This is a genomic window from Campylobacter sp. P0085 (genome assembly GCF_002139495.1).
Lineage (GTDB): Bacteria > Campylobacterota > Campylobacteria > Campylobacterales > Campylobacteraceae > Campylobacter > Campylobacter devanensis.
Genome location: NZ_MJKB01000002.1, coordinates 15,142 through 36,673 on the forward strand (window position 1 = coordinate 15,142; position 21,532 = coordinate 36,673).

A 21,532-nucleotide genomic window follows, 5' to 3' on the forward strand; every position below is an offset into this window, starting at 1 on the left:
TAAATTCGGATATATTCTATATATTAATTTTAATTTAAAAACTTATTTTTCAATTATTAAAAATTTATAAACTATTGTATAAATTGAGCTAAAGTACAAGATATTTTATTTATATATTTTTATAATTTTATTTAGTATTTATGATAATAAATATCAAATATTTTGTAAATTTTAAATTGCTAAAATTTATTATATATAGCTTAAATACTGATTTTACCATATATTTTTTGATTTTAATAAAAATATAAAAAGAGTATTAAAGTCTAAATTTAATTAAAATATATTATATAAATAATTATATATCAAAAAAATTTTAAGTAGTAAAATACAAATAAATGTATATAATAACACCAATTCTACATTATTTTAGAAAGGTCGAACATGGATAGACGAGATTTTATTAAAAGCTCAGCTGTTGCAGCTGCGTGTTCAGCAGCTGGTCTTACTGCGCCTAGCGCACTAAGTGCTGCTAACAAAGAGCAAGATTGGCGTTGGGATAAAGCAGTATGTAGATTTTGTGGTACTGGTTGTGGTATTGTCGTTGCTACTAAAGATGGTAAAATAGTTGCGGTAAAAGGCGATCCATTGGCTCCTGTAAATCGTGGTTTGAATTGTATTAAAGGCTATTTTAATGCTAAGATTATGTATGGCGAAGATAGAATTACTAAACCACTTTTAAGGGTAAATTCTAAGGGTGAATTTGATAAAAATGGTAAATTCGTTGAAGTTAGCTGGAAAAGAGCATTTGACGAGATGGAAAAACAATTTAAAAGAGCTTATAATGAGCTTGGACCAACTGGTATTGGTGTATTTGGCTCTGGACAATATACTGTCCAAGAGGGATATTCGGCTGTTAAGCTAATCAAAGGCGGTTTCCGCTCAAACAATATTGACCCAAATGCTAGACACTGTATGGCTAGTGCGGTTGTGGGTTTTATGCAAACTTTTGGTATAGATGAACCCGCTGGTTGCTATGATGATATAGAGCTAACTGATACAGTAGTATGCTGGGGTGCTAATATGGCGGAGATGCATCCAGTTTTATGGGCTAGGGTGAGCGATAGAAAACTTCAAAATCCAAATAATGTAAAAATTATAAATTTATCTACATTTTCAAATAGAACATCAAATATCGCTGATATGGAGATTATCTTTAGACCACAAACTGACTTAGCTATATGGAACTATATCGCTAGAGAGATTGTATATAATCATCCAGAAGCTATCGATGAAAAATTCGTAAAAGAGCACTGCGTATTTACTACAGGTCCAGCTGATATTGGTTATGGTATGAGAGATAATATCAACCACCCTAAATATCTACCAAGTGAGCTAGATACTGCAGCCAAAGAGAGATCTAAAGTATTAACTGAAGCTGAAGGCGTAACACTAGCATATTTAGGAATGAAAGCCGGTGATACAATGGAAAATAAACACACAGCCACCCCAGATGCTCATTGGCAAATTTCATTTGATGAGTTTAAAAAGGCTTTAGCGCCATATACACTTGATTTTGTAGCGAAATTAGCCAAAGGTGATGATAATGAAGATTTAGAAGAGTTTAAGAATAAACTTCAAACTCTAGCAAATTATTATATAGATCAAAAACGCAAAGTTGTGAGCTTTTGGACTATGGGTATGAATCAGCATACTCGTGGTACTTGGGTAAATGAACAAAGCTATATGGTGCATTTCTTACTAGGCAAACAAGCTAAACCAGGCAGTGGAGCATTCTCGCTAACAGGTCAGCCAAGTGCCTGTGGTACCGCTAGAGAGGTTGGGACATTCTCACACCGCTTGCCAGCAGATATGGTCGTAGCCAATCCAAAACATAGAGAGATTACAGAGAAAATTTGGAAACTTCCAGCCAAAACTCTAAACCCAAAACCAGGTGCGCCATATATGAAAATTATGCGTGATCTTGAAGATGGTAAGATTAAATTTATTTGGGTACATGTAAATAATCCATGGCACAATACCGCAAATGCTAACCACTGGATTAAAGCGGCAAGAGAGATGGATAACTTCATAGTAGTGAGCGATCCATATCCAGGTATTAGTGCTAAGGTAGCTGATCTTATCTTGCCAACAGCTATGATATATGAAAAATGGGGAGCTTATGGTAATGCTGAGAGAAGAACTCAACATTGGAGACAACAAGTCCTTCCAGTAGGCGAGGCTATGAGTGATACATGGCAATATATGGAATTTAGCAAACGCTTTAAACTAAAAGAGGTTTGGGGTGAGAAAAAAATCGATAACAAACTAACACTTCCAAGTGTCTTAGATGAAGCGGCTAAATTAGGCTATACTCCAGAATCAACTCTATATGATGTATTATTTGCTAATGCTGAGGCTAAATCATTTAGTGCTGATGATGCTGTTATAAATGGATTTGATAATACTGAAGTATTCGGTGATAGCAGAAATGTAGTTGGTAGCGATGGTAATGTATTTAAAGGCTATGGATTCTTCGTCCAAAAATATCTTTGGGAAGAGTATAGAAAATTTGGCGTAGGCCACGGTCACGACCTAGCAGATTTTGATACATATCATAAAGTTAGAGGTCTTAGATGGCCAGTTGTAGATGGCAAAGAGACTCAATGGAGATTTAATACCAAATATGATGTATATGCGAAAAAAGCAGCTCCAGATAGCGATTTTGCTTTCTATGGTAACGCAGGTGGTGCTCTACCAAGTGGGGATTTAACCAAGGTTACTAACCCTGAAAAAAGTTCTATCAAAAATAGGGCAAAAATATTCTTTAGACCATTTATGGATGCACCAGAAACTCCAAGCAAAGAGTATCCACTATGGCTATGTACAGGTAGGGTGCTAGAGCACTGGCATAGTGGTACTATGACAATGCGTGTTCCTGAGCTATATCGTGCTGTTCCAGAAGCGCTTTGCTATATGAATGAAGAAGATGGCAAAAAAATCGGCGTAGCTCAAAATGATGTCGTATGGGTAGAGAGCCGCCGTGGTAAAGTAAAAGCTAGAGTGGATTTCCGTGGTAGAAATAAACCACCTGTAGGCTTGGTATATGTGCCTTGGTTTGATGAAAATGTATATATTAATAAAGTTTGTCTAGATGCTACTTGTCCATTATCTAAACAGACAGACTTTAAAAAATGTGCTGTAAAAGTCTATAAGGCCTAAAATGCAAAGGCGAGATGCTATAAAGACGGGTTTTAGTTTAGTTGGACTTTTAGCTGCTAGCTCATTTGTTTATAAAGAGTATGCAAATGCTAAGCCTGTGCTTAAACTGCGTCCGCCTGCAGCTTTGGATGAAGATGAGTTTTTGACTCGTTGTATTAGATGCGGGCTATGCGTTGAGGCGTGTCCTTTTGATACGCTAAAACTCGCTGAATTTAAAGATAGTGGCGTAGGTATCGGAACTCCATTTTTTACCCCAAGGGATATTCCTTGCTTTATGTGCGAAGATATTCCTTGCGTAGTTGAGTGTCCTACAGAGGCGCTAGATCCTAAGCTAGTTACAAAAGATGGAGCTTTGGATATCAATATGGCTAAAATGGGTGTAGCAGTTGTAGATGAGAAAAACTGTGTAGCCTATTTTGGAATTCAATGTGATGCGTGTTATCGTGCTTGTCCATTGATAGATAAGGCTTTATTGATAGATTATAAACGCAATGAAAGAACTGGCAAACACGCATTTTTATTGCCGATTGTAGATAGTGATTATTGTACTGGATGTGGTAAGTGTGAAATAGCATGTATCACAGATAAAGCCGCAATAACCGTGCTTCCAAGAGATATGGTTATGGGTAAGTTGGGTAATAACTATGTAAAAGGCTGGGTAGAAGGTGATGATGCTAAACTAAAAGATGCTGATACTAAAATGCATTTAGATAGCAAAAAGGGTATTAAGTATCTAAATGGAGATGAGCTATGAAATTTACAATTGCTAGAAGGGTAGTTCAATTAGCTATTTTGGGATTGTTTATAGCTGGAAATATATATGGCGTAAATATCTTAAAAGGAAATTTAAGTAGCTCAGAGATCTTTGGTGTAATCGGACTTAGTGATCCATATGCTTTACTTCAGCTATTTTTGGCTGGATTTAGTGTAGGTAGTGCAAGTGTAATTGGGGCTTTGATTATGGTTGTCTTTTATGCTTTGATAGCACCTAGAGCATTTTGTTCTTGGGTCTGTCCAGTAAATATTCTAACAGATCTTGGTGCATACATAAGAACAAAGCTAAAAATTGGCAAAAATCTGGTTAATATAAGCTCAAATTCAAGATATTATCTATTTGTGCTGAGCTTGATATTTAGCTTTGCTTTTAGCATAGCAGCCTTTGAAAGTATAAGCTATATAGGGGCTTTTACTAGAGGTGTTGTATATCTTAGTGGATCTGCTATTAGTATAGCTATCATAATTATTTGTATAGAGGCTTTTTTAGGTAAGCGATTAATATGTGGTCATTTATGTCCTTTGGGAGCATTTTGGGCATTAGTTAGTAGATTTAGCTTAATACGCATCTATCACAACAGTAAAAATTGCACTCATTGCAATAAGTGCAAAGTTGTTTGTCCAGAGATGCAAGTCTTGGATATAGTAGGTAAACAAAGTGGCAATATAAGAAGCGAGTGTATAAGTTGCGGACGTTGCGTAGAGGCTTGCGATGATGATGCACTTAATTTTAGTATATTAAAATTTAGGAGAGAACAATGAAAAAGGGTTTGCAAAATGTTTTACTTAGTGCGACTGCAGCACTAGTTTTAGCAGCTTGTAATTTGAGCACAGGACAAGGCTCAGCAGTAGAAGATACACAAATTGGCCTTAGAAGTGTGGAACTTAAAGATGAAGTTAATGTAAAAAATCCAGTAATTACTTGGAAAGGCGATCTGCCAGGTAACAATGAAGTATATGAAAGAAGCTATGAAAATGCTCCGCCATTAATTCCACATAGCTTGGAGGGTTTGTTGCCTATTACAATAGAGTCTAATATGTGTTTGACATGCCACACTCCAGAAACAGCTAAAGAAATGGGTACAATTCCAGCTCCACAAAGTCACTATATGTATCTATCAACTGGTAAAAAAACAAAAGAGCTAAATACAGAAAGATTTAACTGCGTTCAATGTCACGTACCACAAGCAGATGCTGAACCGCTAGTTAAAAATAATTTTAAAGCTGATTTTAGAGATGGTGAGGGTAATAGATCATCTAATCTTATTGATGTTTTAAATCAAGGTATTAAATGATAGATAGGCGAAATCTCTTTGCTAAATTTAAGCAAAGAGAGCCTAGACTTATTGCACCGCCATATTTTAGCGGAGAGTTTGATTGCATTAACTGCCATGCGCCTTGTGTATCTAGTTGCCAAAGAGAACTTTTGGAGTTTGATGATGGTAGAATTAAATTTAACCAGTATAAGCTCGGTTGTAATTTTTGTAAAGAGTGCGCTATAGCGTGTGAATCTATAGGTAAGAGCGTGTTAAATTTGGCTTATCCGGCTAAAATAAATGCAAGCGTAGAGATAAATACGGCTACTTGCTTGGCTTGGAATGAGGTTATATGCTACAACTGCTTAGATATTTGTAAATTTAGAGCCATAGAGTATTTAGGAATGTTTAGGCCTACTGTTAATGATAGTTGCGTAGGGTGTAGTGAGTGCGTAAGCGTATGTGTAAATAACTCAGTAATTGTAAGGGGAAATTGATGAGATTTTTTGTAGTTTTATTTATGGCTATTACATTTTTATGGGGTAGTTTTGAGTTAAAATTACCTGCAAATGCTGTAAGTGTCAAGCTTGATAAGGATGAGCTATTAATAGGGCTTGATAATGGTGAGCTTTATAATTATAGCATAAAGACTCAAGAGCTAAATAAGATGATAGATCTACCAAAGTTCTCAAATTATTTTGATAATGATATAGCACCAAAGATTTTTAGTATTGACAAACTTGGCGAAGTGGTAGCTATTTTGTATGAGAGCGATAATGGAACCAAGTCGCTTGGTATTTTAGAAAATGGAAATTTAAAGAGCTTTAAAATGCATACTGATGGAGTTAAAAAGATATTTTTACTCGATAGTAATCATGTAATTTTTGTTACTTTAAGTAGCGAGGTTGAGTATTATAATTTTAGAGAAGGTAAGGTTGTTTTTGAAAATAAATTAACTACTTCAAGTACTGGGGATGCTGCTTTTGATAGAAAAAATGGTGTTATAGCTATTGGGATTGAAGGTGGTGTGATATTTTATTTTGATACTAAGCTTAAAAGAGTTGTAAAGCAGATAAATGCCCAAAAAGATACAATTTATAGCGTTGGTATTGATGGCAAATTATTAATTAGTGGTTCTGCTGATAAAAAATCATACTTTAATAACGGCTCAAAAGAGTTTTATTATGAGGCTAAATTTTTAGTATATTGTGTTGGGATAAGTAGTGATAAGGGAGCATTTAGTACAGAAAATAGTATAAAAATTATTGATAAAAATGGTGAAATAATTAAAAATATAGAGTATGATGGAGCTTCATTAAATTATTTAATTTTTAATGATGAGTATCTAATTGGTTCAAGCTATGATAATAAAATATATTTTTGGAGTATGTAATGAATAATATATCAAGTGTGGTTATAACTCTAATGAATCCTAATCTTTGCGAAGAAGTAGCTACAAAGATAGATAAGATTTCAAACTGTGAAGTAGCTGCTAAAGAAAATGATAAAATAGTAGCTGTCATAGAGTCTGCAGATTTAGATGGAGAGTTGGCTACTTTTAGAATGTTAGAACAAATAGAAGGCGTAAGTACCGTAGCTATGATATATAGCTATCAAGATTTAGAAGGCGATATATCTAAAGCCAACTCAAATGATATAGGTAGTATAGTGCGCAAAATAGATGAAATGGATGTTAAAGATATAAAATATAATGGCAATCCAAATATTTGATTATGTTTTTTTAAGCTCCTGTATTGGAGCTTAAATCAGATTGAGTTATATTATTTTGTGATAGAATTTGCATATTTTATTAATTCTTCACGCAAAGAGTAGATATCATCCGGCGTTTGAATATCATATCTTTTGTCTTCGCCATTTTGATCTGGTATGATAATATAAGATCCATTTGGACGATAATAAATTCTACATACCCATTTTGTTGTTTTATTATATAGATAAACATAAAAATAACTTCTTGTATCTTTATAATTCACATCGCTTGCTTGGATGGTTGGACTACAAACAAGTATGGAGCGCACAATATAAAATGACTGCAACTCCTCTTCTGTTGTTATTATTTGATTATCTTCTGCTGTGTTTATGTTGCTTTCTTCTATTTGGGATTGTTGCGAGTTATTGTGTGATTGATTTTGCTTAATTTGAGCTTGGATACTATCGATTTTTTCATTTGCAATGTCATTTATCATATTGGCAAATACTCTTTTGATATGAGATCTAAATTTATCTAAGACATTTCCAGTTATTCTATTGCTAGTAATTTTTTGAGCAAAAAATCTAGTAAAATCATCACTAGGATTTTCTATTTCTTGTTTAAATATATCTCTGATTTTATTATGATATATTTGCTCTGTAGCCATAGATGATAGGTCATCTATATTTAGCTTATCACACTTAAATTTTTCCAACTCTTTTAATTTGCTATCTATTAATTGATTCATATTGATAAGCAAGAAAGGAGTTAAATCCATTATATTAGGTTCTTGGCTATCTGTATAAAATCTATACTCTATACCGTTTGTCAATATTGCAAATTTAGCCTTAGTAACATTAAAATAACGCATAAGTTGATTACAATGAGTGTCTAAATTTTCACTATGATGCTTAGCTTCGATCAATATTAAAGGAGAATCATCTTTTAATATAGCATAATCAACCTTTTCTCCATTTCTTGTTCCGATATCTGCTGTAAATTCTGGTACTACCACAGATGGATCGGTTGCATCATATCCTAAAATTCTAAGAAATGGAACTATAAAGCTCATCTTTGTAGCTTCTTCAGTTAGCACTCTATCTTTTGTATTTTCTATCCTTTTAGAAAGTTTTAAAAGCTCTTCTTTAAACTCAGCCATTTTTACTCCTTGCTAATTTTGCGTAATTTTAGCAAATTTAAAATAAATAATCAAATTTAAATTCAGATTATTTTCATTTGTTATGCTTGTAAATTTTACAAATAAATGTAAAATATAATCTAGTATTGCTTAAGTTTTAAAAAACACCTTTTTTAAATATAATCCATTTGGTGGAGCTGGCATTTTTGTTAGTGGCTTTTGAGCTTTGTGAAGCCCTATAAACTCCTCTAGCTTTTCATTGCTAGTTGCAGCTTTTATAGCGTTTGCGACCATTAGCCTAACTTGAGCTCTTAAAAAGCCATTGGCTCTAAATTTAATAATAGTTAAATTTGGTTTATCGCTATATCTATTTATGCTAAATGCAGATTTTTGAATTTGATACGCATAAGCTTTGTAAATCTCTCTAATAGTTGATTTTTCACCACTTCCAACTTTGTAATATGGTTTAAAATCTTGCTTACCAATAAAGCAAGCAAGTGCTAAATTTAATCTTTTTAAGTCTAAATTTGGATAAAAATATACAAAATCACTCAAAAATGGTGATTTGTCACCATGATAGATTATATATCTATACTCTCTAGCTACTGCACTAAATCTAGGATGAAAATCTTTATCTACAATCCATATATCTTTAAGATTAATATATGGGCTAAGATGGCGGCTAATTTGATCTTTTAATCTATTTAAATTCCAAAAATCGCCACAATGCACGGTTGATATTTGATTTAATGCATGAACGCCTTTATCGGTTCTAGAGCCTGATAGTATTGGTTCATAAATTCCTACATGATTTAATGCTTCATTTATAGCATCTTCTACGGCTTGGACATTTGGTTGAGTTTGAGAACCGCTAAATTTAGAGCCGTTGTAGCTATATTTGAGAGCTATTTTCATTAGTATTTTTTTACCACTTTATTTATAAATGCTACTTGACTTAATAAAAATGTAACTACAAAAACAAGCGGAATTCCATAAAATGGATGTTTAGATAGTAGTAAAATTGCTGTAAAATATGCCGATAAAACAGCAAATATTCCAATATATACCATACCTTTTTCATATCTATATGTTACAATTCCAAAGCTTAGTGCAAATAGAGTACTAGCTAGAGGGAATAGGGCGATAAGGCAGTATATTGTAAGATTTTTAGCAACTTTTGGATCGCTACTAGCTTGTTTCCAGTATGCAGCTATACTAAAATTATCATTAGAACTATCTTGTATATTTGAACGAATCGTTAGTAAGTCATATTTTGAAACATTCCATTTGTTATCTTTAATATCATAAATATAGCCATCTTTTAAGATTAAATTTAGTCTTGCATTCTCATTTGTGATATCGCCACTACTAGCAGTAATAAATCTTTCGCTATCTTTGTTGTGATTATATAATACAATATTTTCATATTTTGAGAGATTTTCATCTATATTTTGCTTATCTATAAATACCATCCACTCGCCAAATTTCTGCCCAAATTCGCTTGGTTTTATATTTAGGCTTAGTTTTGTTTTTTTATATGCTACAAAGTTATTATTTAAATTCATTGCAGTAGGCATTGCAACAAGAGCTATAAATAATAGCGTAATTGATAGTATAGTTGATATTTTTAGAAAAAATTTGGCTATATCTTTTGGATTGTATCCTAAGGTAAATATAACTATGCTCTCATTCTCTCTTGAAAGACGAAAAAAACTCATCGCTAAAGCAACAAAAAATCCAATAGGTATGGTAAAAAGTAGAATTTGTGGAAGCATAAATAGATATAATTTAAGAAGCTCAAAAAAACTAATATCTATATAGCTAGTAATTCTAGCAATTTGGATAAAAAATACAATTGAAACTATTAAAAATAGCGTAGCAAATAAAGAGGCAAAAGTCGATAAAAAGCTACTAAAAAGATATCGATTAACTCTATTCATATTAATCCTAAATTTATATTTGTAAAATTCTTAAGGCTTGCAGCAACGATAAATCCGCCAAAAAGTGCCGGAATAAATGCAATGGTTTTATCTTTTATAGATATGTGGATAAAAAGCTGAACTAATGCGCCTAAAAATAGAGCTATAAATCCCCACTCAAGCCCTAAAATCGCCACCATCGAAGCGATAAAAATACTATCAGCCTCACCCATTGGTTCTAAAATTTGATGGCGTGGGCGTAGCATTAGAGTGCTTTTTAGTATTACCATAATACCAATTATGATAAATGAGTCTAAAATATTGTTAATTTGAGTTATAGAAGCATATAATACAGCCAAAAAATATCCACTCATTAGAAGATAATTTGGAACAGCTTTTAGTCTAAAATCGATCGCCCCAAGGGCATAAAATATAGCAAAAATTAACGCTAAAAGCATAGCTAAGATTAAATTTGATTCTAAAAAAAAGGCAAAAATTGCTAAAAATCCTACTATTAGTTCAGATAACGGATAAAATGACGAAATTTTTGTTTTGCAGTTTTTACACTTTGCTTTAAGCATTACCCACGAAAGTAGAGGTATAAGCTCAGTAGCGCCAAGCTTTTTAGCGCAGCTTGGGCAGCGGCTACGACTAAAGACAAAATCCTCTCCAATAGGTATGCGAGTGATTAAAACTGTAGTAAATGAGCCAAGACATATCCCAAAAATAAAAAATATCAATAGCATTAAATTGCCCCAAATTTACGGTGAATGGATTTAAATTTAGCTATAATTTCTTCAAGTTCTTTGCTATTAAAATCTGGCCAAAGAGTTGGCGTAAATGCTAGTTCTGCATAGCTAGACTGCCATAATAAAAAGTTGCTAAGCCTTTGTTCTCCACCAGTACGAATAAGTAGATCTACATCTCCAAAGCTAGCACTATCTAGATGTTTGGCTATGCTTTGTTCTGTAATTTTATATCCATTTTCAAGAGCTAAATTTACAGCTCTTGTAATCTCATTTTGACTTCCATAATTTATTGCTAGGATTAAATTTAATCCGTTATTGTTTTGGGTTTTGTTTTTTAGATTTGCTATGGCGTCTTTTAGTTTATTGCTAAATGGACTTAAATCACCTATAGTATGAAATCTAATATTGTTTTGTAAAAAAAGCTCCTCTTTGAGTTTGATAAATTTCAAAAGCAAATTTAGTAAAAAATCAACTTCGCTTTTTGGTCGTTTCCAGTTTTCTGTGCTAAAGGCATAAAGTGTTAAATTTTTTATATTATTTTTAGCACAATATATGGCAATATCATTGACTACATTTGCGCCTTTTTTGTGGCCATTAGTCCGTACTAAAGAGCGATTTTTAGCCCATCTTCCATTGCCATCCATAATTATAGCTAGATGATTTAATATATTCATATTGTAGCCTTTATGACTGTTTTTTGCCATAGAGGTGATACTTGTTTAATTTCAAATTCGCATCCTAACTCATCAGCTAAGGCCTTGCTAAGACTAACATAAGGTGAGCTAACTAGGCGAATTTTTCCATCTTTTATAGAGATAATTATTGGTGCAAATAAAGAAAATATCAGATAAATTTTAGGATTTTTCCCAAGTAAAATTTGTATTAATGCAGAACGGTTATCATAATAAAATGGTATATGAAGTATGTTCTCATTTAATGCCATAATCATATCTGCGTATATGCTAAATTCATCTTTTGAGATTGGATTTGCCATTTTGGATTTAATATATGGTATTAGCCATGAGAGATTTTGTGAGCTTGCTACCATCTCAATAAGAGCTACTCCATCATCTAAAACTGGCTTTATAATCTCTCTTTTAGTAAGAGAGTTTATACTTATCATACCGCCGCTTTGAGATCCGATATTAGCATAGTATTCGCTTCCTACTTCTAGATCTTTATAGCTTGTAGTGCTGATTGTTTTGGTGCCAAATTTAATATTATAACGATTAAATCTAGTTTGTTCTAATACTTTTATGATAACTGGCAAACTTGAGTTTATTATTGTTGGAATATTATTTGATATTTGAGCAGATTGAATTTTAGATAATTTATTTATCATATATTTTTTGCCAATTTAGTAATTTGTGATGCGACTAGTTCTTTTGATGTTAGTTCTGTTTGTATAATTGTATCTTTAGTTATAAAACTTATCTTGGTTTCATTAGAGCCAAATTTAATATCATCTCCTAAGATATTTAAACACACTGCATCAAGATTTTTATTCATTAGCATATTTTTAGCATTATGTAGAGCGTTTTTAGCGTCCATTTCCATTTTAAAGCCAATTTTTTTACACTTTAAATTTAGATTTTTTAATATATCGATATTTAATTTTAGCTCAATTTTATCTCCCATTTGATCTTTTTTGATCTTGCCATCTTTGGGATTAGCACAGATAAAATCACTAACTGCTGCACACATTACTAATATATCATCTGGAGCGACTATTTGCTGATTTAATATGCTATTTAATTGGTCTGAGCTTTTAAATTTGATTATCTTATATGGTGTGTTAAAATCAATAGAGCTAATAAATACAACATCAGCCCCAGCATAGTAAAAGCTATCAGCTAAAGCTTTAGCCATTTTACCGCTTGAGTGATTGGTAATAGCTCTTGCATCATCTATCTTTTCAGTTGTTGGACCACCAGTGATTATAACCTTTTTACCTTTGTAAAACTCATCTTGGTTTAATACTCTTTTGGCGGTTTCTACAATTAGCCATGGCTCATTTAATGCACCTTTTCCATAATCTCCACAAGCTAAAGTTTTAGTAATTGGCTCAATAATTGTAAAACCATCATTATTTAAAATCTTTAAATTTCGAATTGTGGCTGGATTATCTAGCATATTATTATTAGCAGCTGGAGCTATAATCTTAGGACAAGAGGCTGCTAGAATTGTTTGTAAAAATATATTATCAGCTATTCCATTTGCAATTTTATTGATACTATTAGCTGATGCTGGTGCGATGATAAGCAGATCATTTTTACTAAAGCTTATGTGATCTAAGCCATTTGTCCAGCTCTCATTAAGCGATGTTAAAACACCATCGCTAAGGGCTTCAAAGCCAACCGGAGTAGCAAATTTAAGAACCCCATCGCTTAGTAGTACTTTAACATTTGCACCATTTTTTTTAAGCAGACTTAAAATTTCATAAGCTTTATAAAAGCTAATACTCCCACAAACTGCTAAGAGAATATTTTTATTTTTCATCTTTTTTACCAAAGAATTTATAAAAGAATCCACTTTTATTATTTTGTTTGGCTCTAGCTATGATTAGGTCGCCTTTTTGACTATCGTGTGTTACGCTTGAACCTGCTGCTATTAGAGTATCATCAGCGATATTTAGTGGCGCAATAAGCTGTGTATCGCTACCGATAAATACATTTTTGCCTATTATGGTTTTATGTTTGTTTTTACCATCGTAGTTGCAAGTGATTGTACCACATCCTACATTTGTTCCACTATCAATTTGGCAATCTCCCAAATAGCTTAAATGGCCAGCTTTTACACTATTTAAATTTGCATTTTTAAGCTCTACAAAATTGCCAATGTGAGTAGAGACTATGTGGCTTTTTGGTCTTAGGTGTGCCATCGGACCAATATCACTATCAATTACGGTGCTATACTCTATAACTGAACTGCTTTTAATTATAGAGTTTTTAATAAGACAATCGCCTTTAATCACACAGCCGCTCTCTATCTCGCACTCTCCTTCAAATTTGGCTCTAATATCTATAAATACAGTTTGAGGAAGTCTAATGATAACGCCATTTTTCATCAAATTTGCTTTTATCTGCTCTTGCATTATATTTTCAGCTTTGCTTAGAGCTAGCTTGTCATTAATACCCATAAAGTTTTGCTCACTTACTAAGACAGAGCTTACGCTTTTGCCAGCTTTTAACGCTAGTTCTATGGCATCTGTTAGATAGTATTCATTGCTTGCATTTTGGTTATTTATCTGTGGTAGGACTGAATTTAATAAAGCCGTATCAAAGCAGTAAGCCCCAGCGTTGCATAGATTTATTGCTTTTTCATCTTCGTTGGCATCTTTTTGTTCTACTATTTTGATAACTTGATCGCCATTTTTTACTACTCTACCATATCCAAAAGGATCTTTAGATTCAAAAGCAGCTATAGTTATATCAGAATTTGATTGAGTTAGTGATATTAGTTCGCTAGTTGCAACTAGTGGCATATCAGCGCATATTATTAGAGTTTTATCAAATTTAGGTTTTGCTGCCATTACAGCTCCAGCAGTTCCAGGAAAGTTGATAGTATCTTGAGCGACAATATTTATATTATTAAATTCTCTATTTATCTCTGAGCTTACTTCATCAAATTGATAGCCTAAAACTACTGTTATATCATCAGATATTTGTAGTGATTTTTCTACTACATGAGCAATCATTGATCTACCACTTAGAGTGTGTAGAACTTTAGATTTAGGTGATTTCATACGAGTACCATTACCAGCTGCTAGTATAATTATTGATATATTTTTCATGATCTTTTCTTTTGGATTAAATTTGACAATATTGTAGCTAAATATGGTTAAAATTGATTAAATCTAAATTACAATCTTAACAATAAATTTACATAAATTTCATACAATGGCAATAAAAAATTCTAAGGAAAATAATGAAAATTTCAAAAAAATTATTAATTATTACCGGTCTTATAGCTGTTAGTGGGGCTATTTTATGGTGGGGATTAAAAGATGATGAGCCAAAAGATAAATATATCACAACAGTTGTTAAACGCGGAGATATCATACAAAGTGTAGATGCAGTAGGTGAGGTATTTGCTAGTAATCTAGTAGATGTTGGTGCTCAAGTAAGTGGTCAGATAAAAGAGCTATATGTAAAAGTAGGCGATAAGGTAAAAGCTGGAGATAAAATAGCTCAAATAGATAGCATAAAGCAGCAAAATACGCTCGATCAGCAACTTGCGGCTTTGGAGATTTTAGAAGCGAAGTTAAATTCGGCTAAAATTTCAGTTGATATCGCATTAAAGCAGTATAAAAGGGAGCAAAACCTAGCTAAACAAAACGCCACAAGCCAAGAGAGCTTAGAAAATGCTAAAGATACTTATAGTTTAAAATTAGCTAGTTTAAAAGAGATACAAGCTCAAATCAAACAAACTGGAATTGAGATTAATACTGCTAGAACAAATTTGGGCTATACTGATATTAGGGCGCCATTTGATGGAGTTGTAGTATCTGTGCCAGTAGAGGTTGGTCAAACTATCAACGCTAATCAAACAACTCCAACCTTAGTAAATATCGCAGATTTAAGCAAAATGGAGATAAGATTGCAAGTTAGCGAAGGAGATATACCAAATATTAAGGTAGGAAATAAGGTAGAATACTCGATTCTTTCAAATAATACTAAAAAATTTACCGCATATATAAGCTCAATTGACCCAGGTTTGACTACTTTAAGTGATGGCAAATACTCCACTTCAAATTCAAATTCAAGCAGTACTAGCTCAAGCTCAGCTGTATATTATTATGCTAAGGTAAATGTAGATAATAGTGATGAGATTTTGCGTATAGGTATGACAACAGAAAATAAAATAATAATTGCTGAAAATAAAGATGTCTTATATCTACCTACAATGGCGATAAAATCAGGTAAAGATGGTAAATTTGTATATATTAAAAATGGTGATAAAATCGAACAAAGAGCTATAACTACAGGAATTACAAATGGTATAAATACACAAATTCTAAGCGGTCTTAGCGAAAATGAAGAGGTAATATATTTTCATCTAAACTCAGCTAGCATGCAAAATATGATGAATGGCTCTAAAAGACCGATGATGAGGTTCTAATGATTAGGCTAAGCAAAATCCGTAAATCCTTCAAAGTCGGTGATACTCAAACAGAGGTATTAAAAGGGATAAATTTAGAGATTAAAAAGGGTGAGTTTGTAGCTATTATAGGGCAATCAGGTAGCGGCAAGAGTACGCTTATGAATATATTGGGTTGTCTAGATACTCCAACAAGTGGCAAATATGAGCTTGATGGTAAAGATATAAGTAAATTTAATAAAGATGAACTCTCAAATTTAAGATTAAAAAAATTTGGCTTTATCTTTCAGCGTTATAATCTACTTAGTTCAAATGATGTCAAAAGCAATGTCGCCTTGCCTGGAATTTATGCTGGAATGAATAAAGATGATAGATTAAATAGATCTAAAGAGCTTCTAGCAAAACTTGGCCTAGAATCTAAAATAGATACTATGCCAAACTATCTAAGTGGCGGTCAGCAGCAGCGTGTAAGTATCGCTAGAGCGCTGATGAACGGCGGTGAGATTTTGCTATGTGATGAGCCTACTGGAGCGCTTGATAGTGCTAGTGGTGTGATGGTAATGCAGATCTTAAAAGAGCTTCACAAAGATGGCCATACAATTATAATAGTAACACATGATAAAGATATAGCTAGTTGGGCAAATCGTATCATAGAGATTAAAGATGGCAATATAATTAAAGATGATATAAAAAATAATCAATGTTACGAAAAAAGCTCTAAAAACATATCTATAGAATCAAATTTCAAAGCTTTAAAAGATCGTTTGTTAGAGAGCTTTATGATGAGTATTGGAGCGATTAAATCGCATAAGCTTAGATCATTTTTGACTATGCTTGGTATTATTATAGGTATTGCTTCTGTAATTTGTGTAGTTGCTTTAGCCAAAGGTAGTGAGCAAAAGATTTTAGCTAATATCAATAGTATGGGAACAAATACAATTACGCTGCATTTAGGTAAAAATTTTGGTGATAAAAATGCTAGAAAGTTAAAAGATTTTAGTATTGAGAGCTATAAGATGCTTGAGAGTCTTAGCTTTGTAGATTATGCTACGCCTAGGATTAATGCTACTGGATTACTCACATATGGCAATAAAAATATAGATGCAAGTCTAAGAAGCGGAAGTGAAAATTTGCTTAATGTCTCTGGGGTAACAATTACGCATGGTAGGGATTTTGAATTTGATGATTTAAGATTTTCAAGATCAAATATTATCATTGATAATTTAGCACAAAAAGAATTTTTTGAAGGTGTTGATCCTATTGGCAAAACAATTATATTTAATAAACAACCTTTTACAATTATAGGAGTAGGATATAAGGATTCAGGCTCATTTGGTGCTGATAATATTACTGTATATCTGCCATATACTACAGCAGTAAATAAATTAACAGGCCAACAAAACATTCGCTCAATAATTGTAAAAATTAATGATGAGGTAAATGCTCAAGTAGCTGAGAGCGGGATAATAGAGGCTATGAGTTCTATGCGAGGGACAAAGGACTTTTTTACTATAAATTCAGATACTATTATGCAAACCGTTCAAAGCACTGTAAATTCAATGAGTCTTTTAATCTCTGGAGTGGCTTTTATCTCACTGATGGTTGGCGGAATTGGGGTTATGAATATTATGCTTGTAAGTGTATTTGAGAGGACTAAAGAGATTGGTATTCGCATGGCAATTGGTGCTAAAAGTAGAGATATTTTACTTCAATTTTTAATAGAGGCGATATTGCTATGTGCTATTGGCGGGGTAATTGGAGTTGGACTAGCATATTTAGTTGGTACTATTATAAATGCTTTAGATACTGGATTTACGATGATATTTAGCACAGCTTCGATTGTTATAGCTATTGGAGTTTCTAGTCTTATTGGGATAATTTTTGGTTATATTCCAGCTAAAAATGCATCTAAATTAAATCCAATTGATGCACTACTAAGGGATTAAAATGAGATATATAATTGTTATTTTTATAGCTATTATCTTTGGCGGATGTGCTGGCAAAAAGCTAGATTATGAGATTAAAGATGTTGAGTTTTATACTCCTAAGTGGCATAAAGATTTTAACCAAACTACCTTAAATGAGCTTATTGATTTGGCTCTTAAAAATAATGAAGATATTGGTGTAGCGGTGTTAAATTTAGAAGTAGCTATGTTAAATGCAGGTATAGCAAGTGATGGCTATATCCCATCAATGAGTGGCGAGATAGGAGCAAATAGCAGTAGAGATATAGGAAAAAGTGATGAGTTTAGCAGCAAATTTAATTCTAAATTTAGCCTTAGCTATGAACTTGATATATTTGGTAAGATATATGATAATTATAAATCAAAAGAGTGGATAATGCACTCTAGTAGATTAACATTGGATAATTTAAGATTGACTATTATTAGTCAAGTAGCAAATAGTTATTTTAATATCTTATATCTTAATGACTCTTTGCGTAGTTTAAAGCAAAATTTAGATAATGCAAAGATGCTTGATGATATAGTTAAGGTTAAATTTGAAAATGGTAAAGAGGAGCTTTTAGCTATTAAGCAAAGTTCTCAAAATATATTAAAAATTCAAAATCAAATTCACTCTACACAAAGATTGCTAGAATCTAACTATGAGAGTTTAAAAAATCTTACTAGAAGTGATAAAAGGTTTGATGAACTTAGCTTAGATGGTGTCGAATTTATAGGAATTAGCCAGTTTGATGTTGGTGAGCTTTCAAATCGTCCAGATATTAATGAAGCAGTAGCAAAACTAAATTCGAGCTTTTATGAGTATCGTCTAAGTCAAAAAGAGCTTTTGCCTAGTCTTAGTCTTGGTGCAAATTTAAGCGATAGCGATAAAGAGTTTAAAAATAGCTTTGATTTTAATCAACTTGGTGGAGTTGTGAGTTTTAGTTTGCCATTTTTGGACTATTTTAAGCTTAAAAAACATATTAAAATTAGTGAGCTTGAGTTTAATAAACTTAAATTTAGCTATGAAAAAACGCTAAAAAATGCCATAAATGAGTCTTTAAAATATCTATTATTTTATCAAACTGATAAAGCAACATATGATAATTTAGCCATAATGGTAAACGATCAAGCTAAGATTGTTGCAATTTATAAGAGTAAATATAATGAAGGAAGTGCTGAGTTAAAAGATCTATTAGAGGCGCAAAATAATCTAATATCAGCCCAAATTTCACTCCTTAATCAAAAATTTGAGCTATTAAATGATGAGTTAAGCTACTATAAAGCCATTGCAAAGTAGATGAATTTATTTTCTAACTTTAGACAATTTGGAGTATTTATTGCTATTTGTATTGCGATTTTTACTCTAAATTTGTATTTAGAGTTTAGAAGTTATGAAGCTTTTAAAGCTAAGCCATATAGTTTTATTAAGGCTGATCTTTTATTTAGCGATAAAAGACAAGGAAAAAACTCCGAGTATTATGTTTTGCAGTTTAAAAGTGATAACTTTATATTTTATACTCGCTCTAAGAGCTTGCCAAAGTGTAGTAGTTGCGAAGTAGGGGTAATAACTAAAAATCTTAAATTTAAAGATTATATTGCTGGTAGATTTTTCTTGCCTAGTTTTAAGATTAGTAAGCTTGATATAAATTATAGTCTTGCTAATATTCTTAAAAATGCAATCATATCTCAACATCAAAATCCTAAAATGCAAGAATTATATAGTGCCTTATATTTAGCAACTCCAATGAGTAAAGAGTTGCGTCAAAATGTTACTCACTGGGGAATTGCGCATATTATAGCTATTAGTGGATTTCATCTTAGTGTAATATTTATTTTTGTATTTTTTGTAGCTAGATTTACTATTGTGCCGTTGCAAGACCTATATTTTCCATACTTAAATTTAAGATTTTATATTAGTTTGATTTTGTTTATTTTAATGGGATTTTATCTATATATTTTAGATTTTACTCCTAGTTTCTTGCGTTCATATATTATGGGTGTGATTGGGTTTTTATTGCTTAGTCGTGGGCTTAAGGTTTTTAGCTTTGGAAATTTGATTTTAGCAATATTGATTGGATTAGCTTTTAGTCCGCAATTACTATTTTCTATCGGGTTTTATTTTTCATGTCTTGGGGTCTATTTTATATTTTTATATATCTATCATTTTGGCAATAGAAGTGACCTTAGTAGTTTAAAGAGAATTTTGATGCATACTTTAATTCTTGAGATTTTTGTATTTTTAGCGATGAATATTCCTGTTTATTACTTTTTTCCTATAGCTAGCTGGTATCAAATTAGCGTAATTCCATTATCTTATGTTTTTATAATATTTTATCCAGTTAGTCTATTTTTGCATTTTTTTGGAATAGGTGGGCTTTTTGATGATTTTATGATTAGATTTATTGAATTTGCACCAGCTCAAGGCAAGGCTAATCTAGAGCTATGGCAGTTTATAGGGTATAATATTATTGCATTATTAGCAATATATAAAAAGTGGATAATGCTTTTATTGGCGTTACTTGGATTATTTGTCTATATTTTTGCCTTGATTTAAATTTATATCACTAAAGATAAAGTTATTTATTCCATTATTATATTTATATATTAGTTTTAATTTATGGGCTATTAAGATATTATGTACTATATATAGACCTAGACCAAAGCTTTTTTTGGCATTCGTTCCTTGTGTAAATGGTTCTATATAGTGCTTTATATCATTTTCTAATGGCTGGCCTTTTGATGAAAATACTATCTCATTGTTTGTGATTGTAATTTTAACAAATTTATCATCTGAATATTTTAGAGCATTATCAATTATATTTTTACATGCAATTGCTAAAAGTTTAAAATCTGCCTTTACAGTAGCATCATCTATGGCTTCAACTCCCACACTAGACTCTTCAGCCATAGCAATATCTATAGCTTCATCTATTACATCTCTTACTTTACAAGGTTTTAATTCTCCTATTAATCTAGAAGTGGCACGCTCTACAGCTGCAAATTCATTTATTAAGCTCTCAAGTCGCTCAAATACATCGATTAAACGCTCTTGATTTTTATTTTTTTGAATCATCTCAGCAGTAATTCTACCTTTTGTAATTGGTGTTTTTAGCTCATGCATGATATTGCGTAAAAAGAGCTGACGGCTATTATTTAAATTTTTAATCTGGCTAACAGCGTCATAAAAAGCACTTGCTACCTGACTGATCTCATCATTTCCAGTGGCGACATTTTTGATCTCTAAATCCCCTTGAGCAAATTTATCAATCTGGCGTTTTAACTTTCCAAGTGGCATAATCTTACGAATAATAAATATATATGTAAGCAAGATAATTCCAGCTACAAAAGCAAAAATAATCTGAATAATTATATATCTATATGGCTGATATGCTGTATCTATAAGAAGTAGAGTATTGTCGTCTTTGGTAACCTTTAAATAGTTTTTTTTCTCATAAAATAATATAGCGCTTGATCCTAATTCAGTAGTAATCTCTTCTAAGATTACAGCTTGATTTAGTATTTTTTCTTTTTTTTCTATATTATCTATTTGGGGCATATATAAATTTGAGACCTGTTCTTTATACTCATCTTCATTAATTAACTCATTTAAATGAAGTAAAGTAGCCCTAGCTACAATAGAATATTTGGTATTCAATTCTCTTGCGTAATTGGCTTTATCATACTCTATAAGCCATAAAAATGCTATTCCTATAGCCCCAATTCCAAGGGCGAAAATAAGCGTAATGGTGTAAAAAATTGATGAAAATCTCATTTTGCCCT

Annotated in this window: 20 protein-coding genes; 11 read left to right on the forward strand and 9 right to left on the reverse strand. The window is 32.0% G+C overall.

Features of this window, described 5'->3' with window-relative positions; translation table 11 throughout:
- Positions 1-381 precede the first annotated feature (381 nt).
- Genes napA through CIGNP85_RS01960 form a run of 7 tightly spaced genes read left to right on the forward strand, consistent with a single transcriptional unit; the run spans position 382 to position 6,920 of the window.
- Positions 382-3,159, forward strand: coding sequence for a periplasmic nitrate reductase subunit alpha (gene napA, locus CIGNP85_RS01930; protein WP_086286745.1), 2,778 nt, complete (start codon positions 382-384; stop codon positions 3,157-3,159).
- Position 3,160: 1 nt separating this feature from the next.
- A complete protein-coding gene (napG, locus tag CIGNP85_RS01935; RefSeq protein ID WP_086228085.1) occupies positions 3,161-3,913 on the forward strand; it encodes a ferredoxin-type protein NapG in 753 nt (250 codons plus the stop codon).
- The gene (gene napH, locus CIGNP85_RS01940; protein WP_086286746.1) at positions 3,910-4,695 is read left to right on the forward strand and encodes a quinol dehydrogenase ferredoxin subunit NapH; all 786 of its coding nucleotides are present in this window, start codon (positions 3,910-3,912) and stop codon (positions 4,693-4,695) included. Before napG ends, napH begins: the two co-directional genes overlap by 4 nt.
- Complete coding sequence (locus CIGNP85_RS01945) at positions 4,692-5,228, forward strand: nitrate reductase cytochrome c-type subunit (protein WP_236845544.1); 537 nt, start codon at positions 4,692-4,694, stop codon at positions 5,226-5,228. Before napH ends, CIGNP85_RS01945 begins: the two co-directional genes overlap by 4 nt.
- On the forward strand, positions 5,225-5,686 hold the full coding sequence (locus CIGNP85_RS01950; protein WP_086226928.1) for a 4Fe-4S ferredoxin: 462 nt from the start codon (positions 5,225-5,227) through the stop codon (positions 5,684-5,686). Before CIGNP85_RS01945 ends, CIGNP85_RS01950 begins: the two co-directional genes overlap by 4 nt.
- A complete protein-coding gene (locus CIGNP85_RS01955) occupies positions 5,686-6,582 on the forward strand; it encodes a hypothetical protein (protein ID WP_086233118.1) in 897 nt (298 codons plus the stop codon). Before CIGNP85_RS01950 ends, CIGNP85_RS01955 begins: the two co-directional genes overlap by 1 nt.
- Positions 6,582-6,920 (forward strand): chaperone NapD, encoded by a 339-nt coding sequence (locus CIGNP85_RS01960; protein WP_086253246.1) that lies wholly within the window; start codon positions 6,582-6,584, stop codon positions 6,918-6,920. The genes CIGNP85_RS01955 and CIGNP85_RS01960 overlap by 1 nt, the downstream gene beginning before the upstream one ends.
- Positions 6,921-6,970: 50 nt before the next feature.
- On the opposite strand, the gene CIGNP85_RS01965 is transcribed toward CIGNP85_RS01960, so the two are convergent.
- The 8 genes from CIGNP85_RS01965 to glmU all read right to left on the reverse strand — a co-directional run bounded on the left by CIGNP85_RS01965 (position 6,971) and on the right by glmU (position 14,502).
- A complete protein-coding gene (locus tag CIGNP85_RS01965) occupies positions 6,971-8,059 on the reverse strand; it encodes a type I restriction endonuclease (RefSeq protein ID WP_086238410.1) in 1,089 nt (362 codons plus the stop codon).
- A gap of 129 nt (positions 8,060-8,188) precedes the next feature.
- The gene (truA, locus tag CIGNP85_RS01970) at positions 8,189-8,953 is read right to left on the reverse strand and encodes a tRNA pseudouridine(38-40) synthase TruA (RefSeq protein ID WP_086286747.1); all 765 of its coding nucleotides are present in this window, start codon (positions 8,951-8,953) and stop codon (positions 8,189-8,191) included.
- Complete coding sequence (locus CIGNP85_RS01975) at positions 8,953-9,978, reverse strand: LptF/LptG family permease (protein WP_086235404.1); 1,026 nt, start codon at positions 9,976-9,978, stop codon at positions 8,953-8,955. Before CIGNP85_RS01975 ends, truA begins: the two co-directional genes overlap by 1 nt.
- Positions 9,975-10,703: a prepilin peptidase gene (locus tag CIGNP85_RS01980; RefSeq protein ID WP_086233121.1), complete on the reverse strand. Its 729-nt coding sequence runs from the start codon at positions 10,701-10,703 to the stop codon at positions 9,975-9,977. The genes CIGNP85_RS01975 and CIGNP85_RS01980 overlap by 4 nt, the downstream gene beginning before the upstream one ends.
- The gene (gene uppS, locus CIGNP85_RS01985) at positions 10,703-11,380 is read right to left on the reverse strand and encodes a polyprenyl diphosphate synthase (protein WP_086286748.1); all 678 of its coding nucleotides are present in this window, start codon (positions 11,378-11,380) and stop codon (positions 10,703-10,705) included. The genes CIGNP85_RS01980 and uppS overlap by 1 nt, the downstream gene beginning before the upstream one ends.
- Positions 11,377-12,048, reverse strand: coding sequence for a hypothetical protein (locus tag CIGNP85_RS01990; RefSeq protein WP_086224620.1), 672 nt, complete (start codon positions 12,046-12,048; stop codon positions 11,377-11,379). Before CIGNP85_RS01990 ends, uppS begins: the two co-directional genes overlap by 4 nt.
- Positions 12,045-13,205, reverse strand: coding sequence for a bifunctional phosphopantothenoylcysteine decarboxylase/phosphopantothenate--cysteine ligase CoaBC (coaBC, locus tag CIGNP85_RS01995; protein WP_086286749.1), 1,161 nt, complete (start codon positions 13,203-13,205; stop codon positions 12,045-12,047). The genes CIGNP85_RS01990 and coaBC overlap by 4 nt, the downstream gene beginning before the upstream one ends.
- Positions 13,195-14,502, reverse strand: coding sequence for a bifunctional UDP-N-acetylglucosamine diphosphorylase/glucosamine-1-phosphate N-acetyltransferase GlmU (glmU, locus tag CIGNP85_RS02000; protein ID WP_179187362.1), 1,308 nt, complete (start codon positions 14,500-14,502; stop codon positions 13,195-13,197). The genes coaBC and glmU overlap by 11 nt, the downstream gene beginning before the upstream one ends.
- A gap of 131 nt (positions 14,503-14,633) precedes the next feature.
- Here glmU and CIGNP85_RS02005 point away from each other — a divergent pair, with 131 nt between their 5' ends.
- Genes CIGNP85_RS02005 through CIGNP85_RS02020 form a run of 4 tightly spaced genes read left to right on the forward strand, consistent with a single transcriptional unit; the run spans position 14,634 to position 20,306 of the window.
- Positions 14,634-15,827, forward strand: a complete 1,194-nt coding sequence (locus CIGNP85_RS02005; RefSeq protein ID WP_086286751.1) for an efflux RND transporter periplasmic adaptor subunit — start codon at positions 14,634-14,636, stop codon at positions 15,825-15,827.
- Positions 15,827-17,752 (forward strand): MacB family efflux pump subunit, encoded by a 1,926-nt coding sequence (locus CIGNP85_RS02010; RefSeq protein ID WP_086232155.1) that lies wholly within the window; start codon positions 15,827-15,829, stop codon positions 17,750-17,752. The genes CIGNP85_RS02005 and CIGNP85_RS02010 overlap by 1 nt, the downstream gene beginning before the upstream one ends.
- Position 17,753: 1 nt before the next feature.
- A complete protein-coding gene (locus CIGNP85_RS02015) occupies positions 17,754-19,049 on the forward strand; it encodes a TolC family protein (protein ID WP_086286752.1) in 1,296 nt (431 codons plus the stop codon).
- Positions 19,050-20,306, forward strand: coding sequence for a ComEC/Rec2 family competence protein (locus tag CIGNP85_RS02020; RefSeq protein ID WP_086286753.1), 1,257 nt, complete (start codon positions 19,050-19,052; stop codon positions 20,304-20,306).
- On the opposite strand, the gene CIGNP85_RS02025 is transcribed toward CIGNP85_RS02020, so the two are convergent.
- Positions 20,277-21,524 carry an ArsS family sensor histidine kinase gene (locus tag CIGNP85_RS02025; RefSeq protein ID WP_086286754.1) on the reverse strand — a complete coding sequence of 416 codons (1,248 nt, stop codon included), beginning with the start codon at positions 21,522-21,524 and terminating at the stop codon, positions 20,277-20,279. The two genes, CIGNP85_RS02020 and CIGNP85_RS02025, sit on opposite strands and share 30 nt — an antisense overlap.
- Positions 21,525-21,532 lie beyond the last annotated feature (8 nt).

Bases quoted from the DNA above. Each gene is read 5' to 3' on its own strand.
- CIGNP85_RS01955 (WP_086233118.1), top strand. From the start codon at position 5,686: ATGAGATTTTTTGTAGTTTTATTTATGGCTATTACATTTTTATGGGGT.
- CIGNP85_RS01965 (WP_086238410.1), bottom strand. From the start codon at position 8,059: ATGGCTGAGTTTAAAGAAGAGCTTTTAAAACTTTCTAAAAGGATAGAA.
- CIGNP85_RS01980 (WP_086233121.1), bottom strand. From the start codon at position 10,703: ATGCTATTGATATTTTTTATTTTTGGGATATGTCTTGGCTCATTTACT.
- CIGNP85_RS01990 (WP_086224620.1), bottom strand. From the start codon at position 12,048: ATGATAAATAAATTATCTAAAATTCAATCTGCTCAAATATCAAATAAT.
- truA (WP_086286747.1), bottom strand. From the start codon at position 8,953: ATGAAAATAGCTCTCAAATATAGCTACAACGGCTCTAAATTTAGCGGT.
- napH (WP_086286746.1), top strand. From the start codon at position 3,910: ATGAAATTTACAATTGCTAGAAGGGTAGTTCAATTAGCTATTTTGGGA.
- CIGNP85_RS02015 (WP_086286752.1), top strand. From the start codon at position 17,754: ATGAGATATATAATTGTTATTTTTATAGCTATTATCTTTGGCGGATGT.
- CIGNP85_RS01950 (WP_086226928.1), top strand. From the start codon at position 5,225: ATGATAGATAGGCGAAATCTCTTTGCTAAATTTAAGCAAAGAGAGCCT.
- CIGNP85_RS02005 (WP_086286751.1), top strand. From the start codon at position 14,634: ATGAAAATTTCAAAAAAATTATTAATTATTACCGGTCTTATAGCTGTT.
- CIGNP85_RS01975 (WP_086235404.1), bottom strand. From the start codon at position 9,978: ATGAATAGAGTTAATCGATATCTTTTTAGTAGCTTTTTATCGACTTTT.
- napG (WP_086228085.1), top strand. From the start codon at position 3,161: ATGCAAAGGCGAGATGCTATAAAGACGGGTTTTAGTTTAGTTGGACTT.
- CIGNP85_RS02020 (WP_086286753.1), top strand. From the start codon at position 19,050: ATGAATTTATTTTCTAACTTTAGACAATTTGGAGTATTTATTGCTATT.
- CIGNP85_RS02025 (WP_086286754.1), bottom strand. From the start codon at position 21,524: ATGAGATTTTCATCAATTTTTTACACCATTACGCTTATTTTCGCCCTT.
- CIGNP85_RS01945 (WP_236845544.1), top strand. From the start codon at position 4,692: ATGAAAAAGGGTTTGCAAAATGTTTTACTTAGTGCGACTGCAGCACTA.
- CIGNP85_RS02010 (WP_086232155.1), top strand. From the start codon at position 15,827: ATGATTAGGCTAAGCAAAATCCGTAAATCCTTCAAAGTCGGTGATACT.
- uppS (WP_086286748.1), bottom strand. From the start codon at position 11,380: ATGAATATATTAAATCATCTAGCTATAATTATGGATGGCAATGGAAGA.
- coaBC (WP_086286749.1), bottom strand. From the start codon at position 13,205: ATGAAAAATAAAAATATTCTCTTAGCAGTTTGTGGGAGTATTAGCTTT.
- napA (WP_086286745.1), top strand. From the start codon at position 382: ATGGATAGACGAGATTTTATTAAAAGCTCAGCTGTTGCAGCTGCGTGT.
- CIGNP85_RS01960 (WP_086253246.1), top strand. From the start codon at position 6,582: ATGAATAATATATCAAGTGTGGTTATAACTCTAATGAATCCTAATCTT.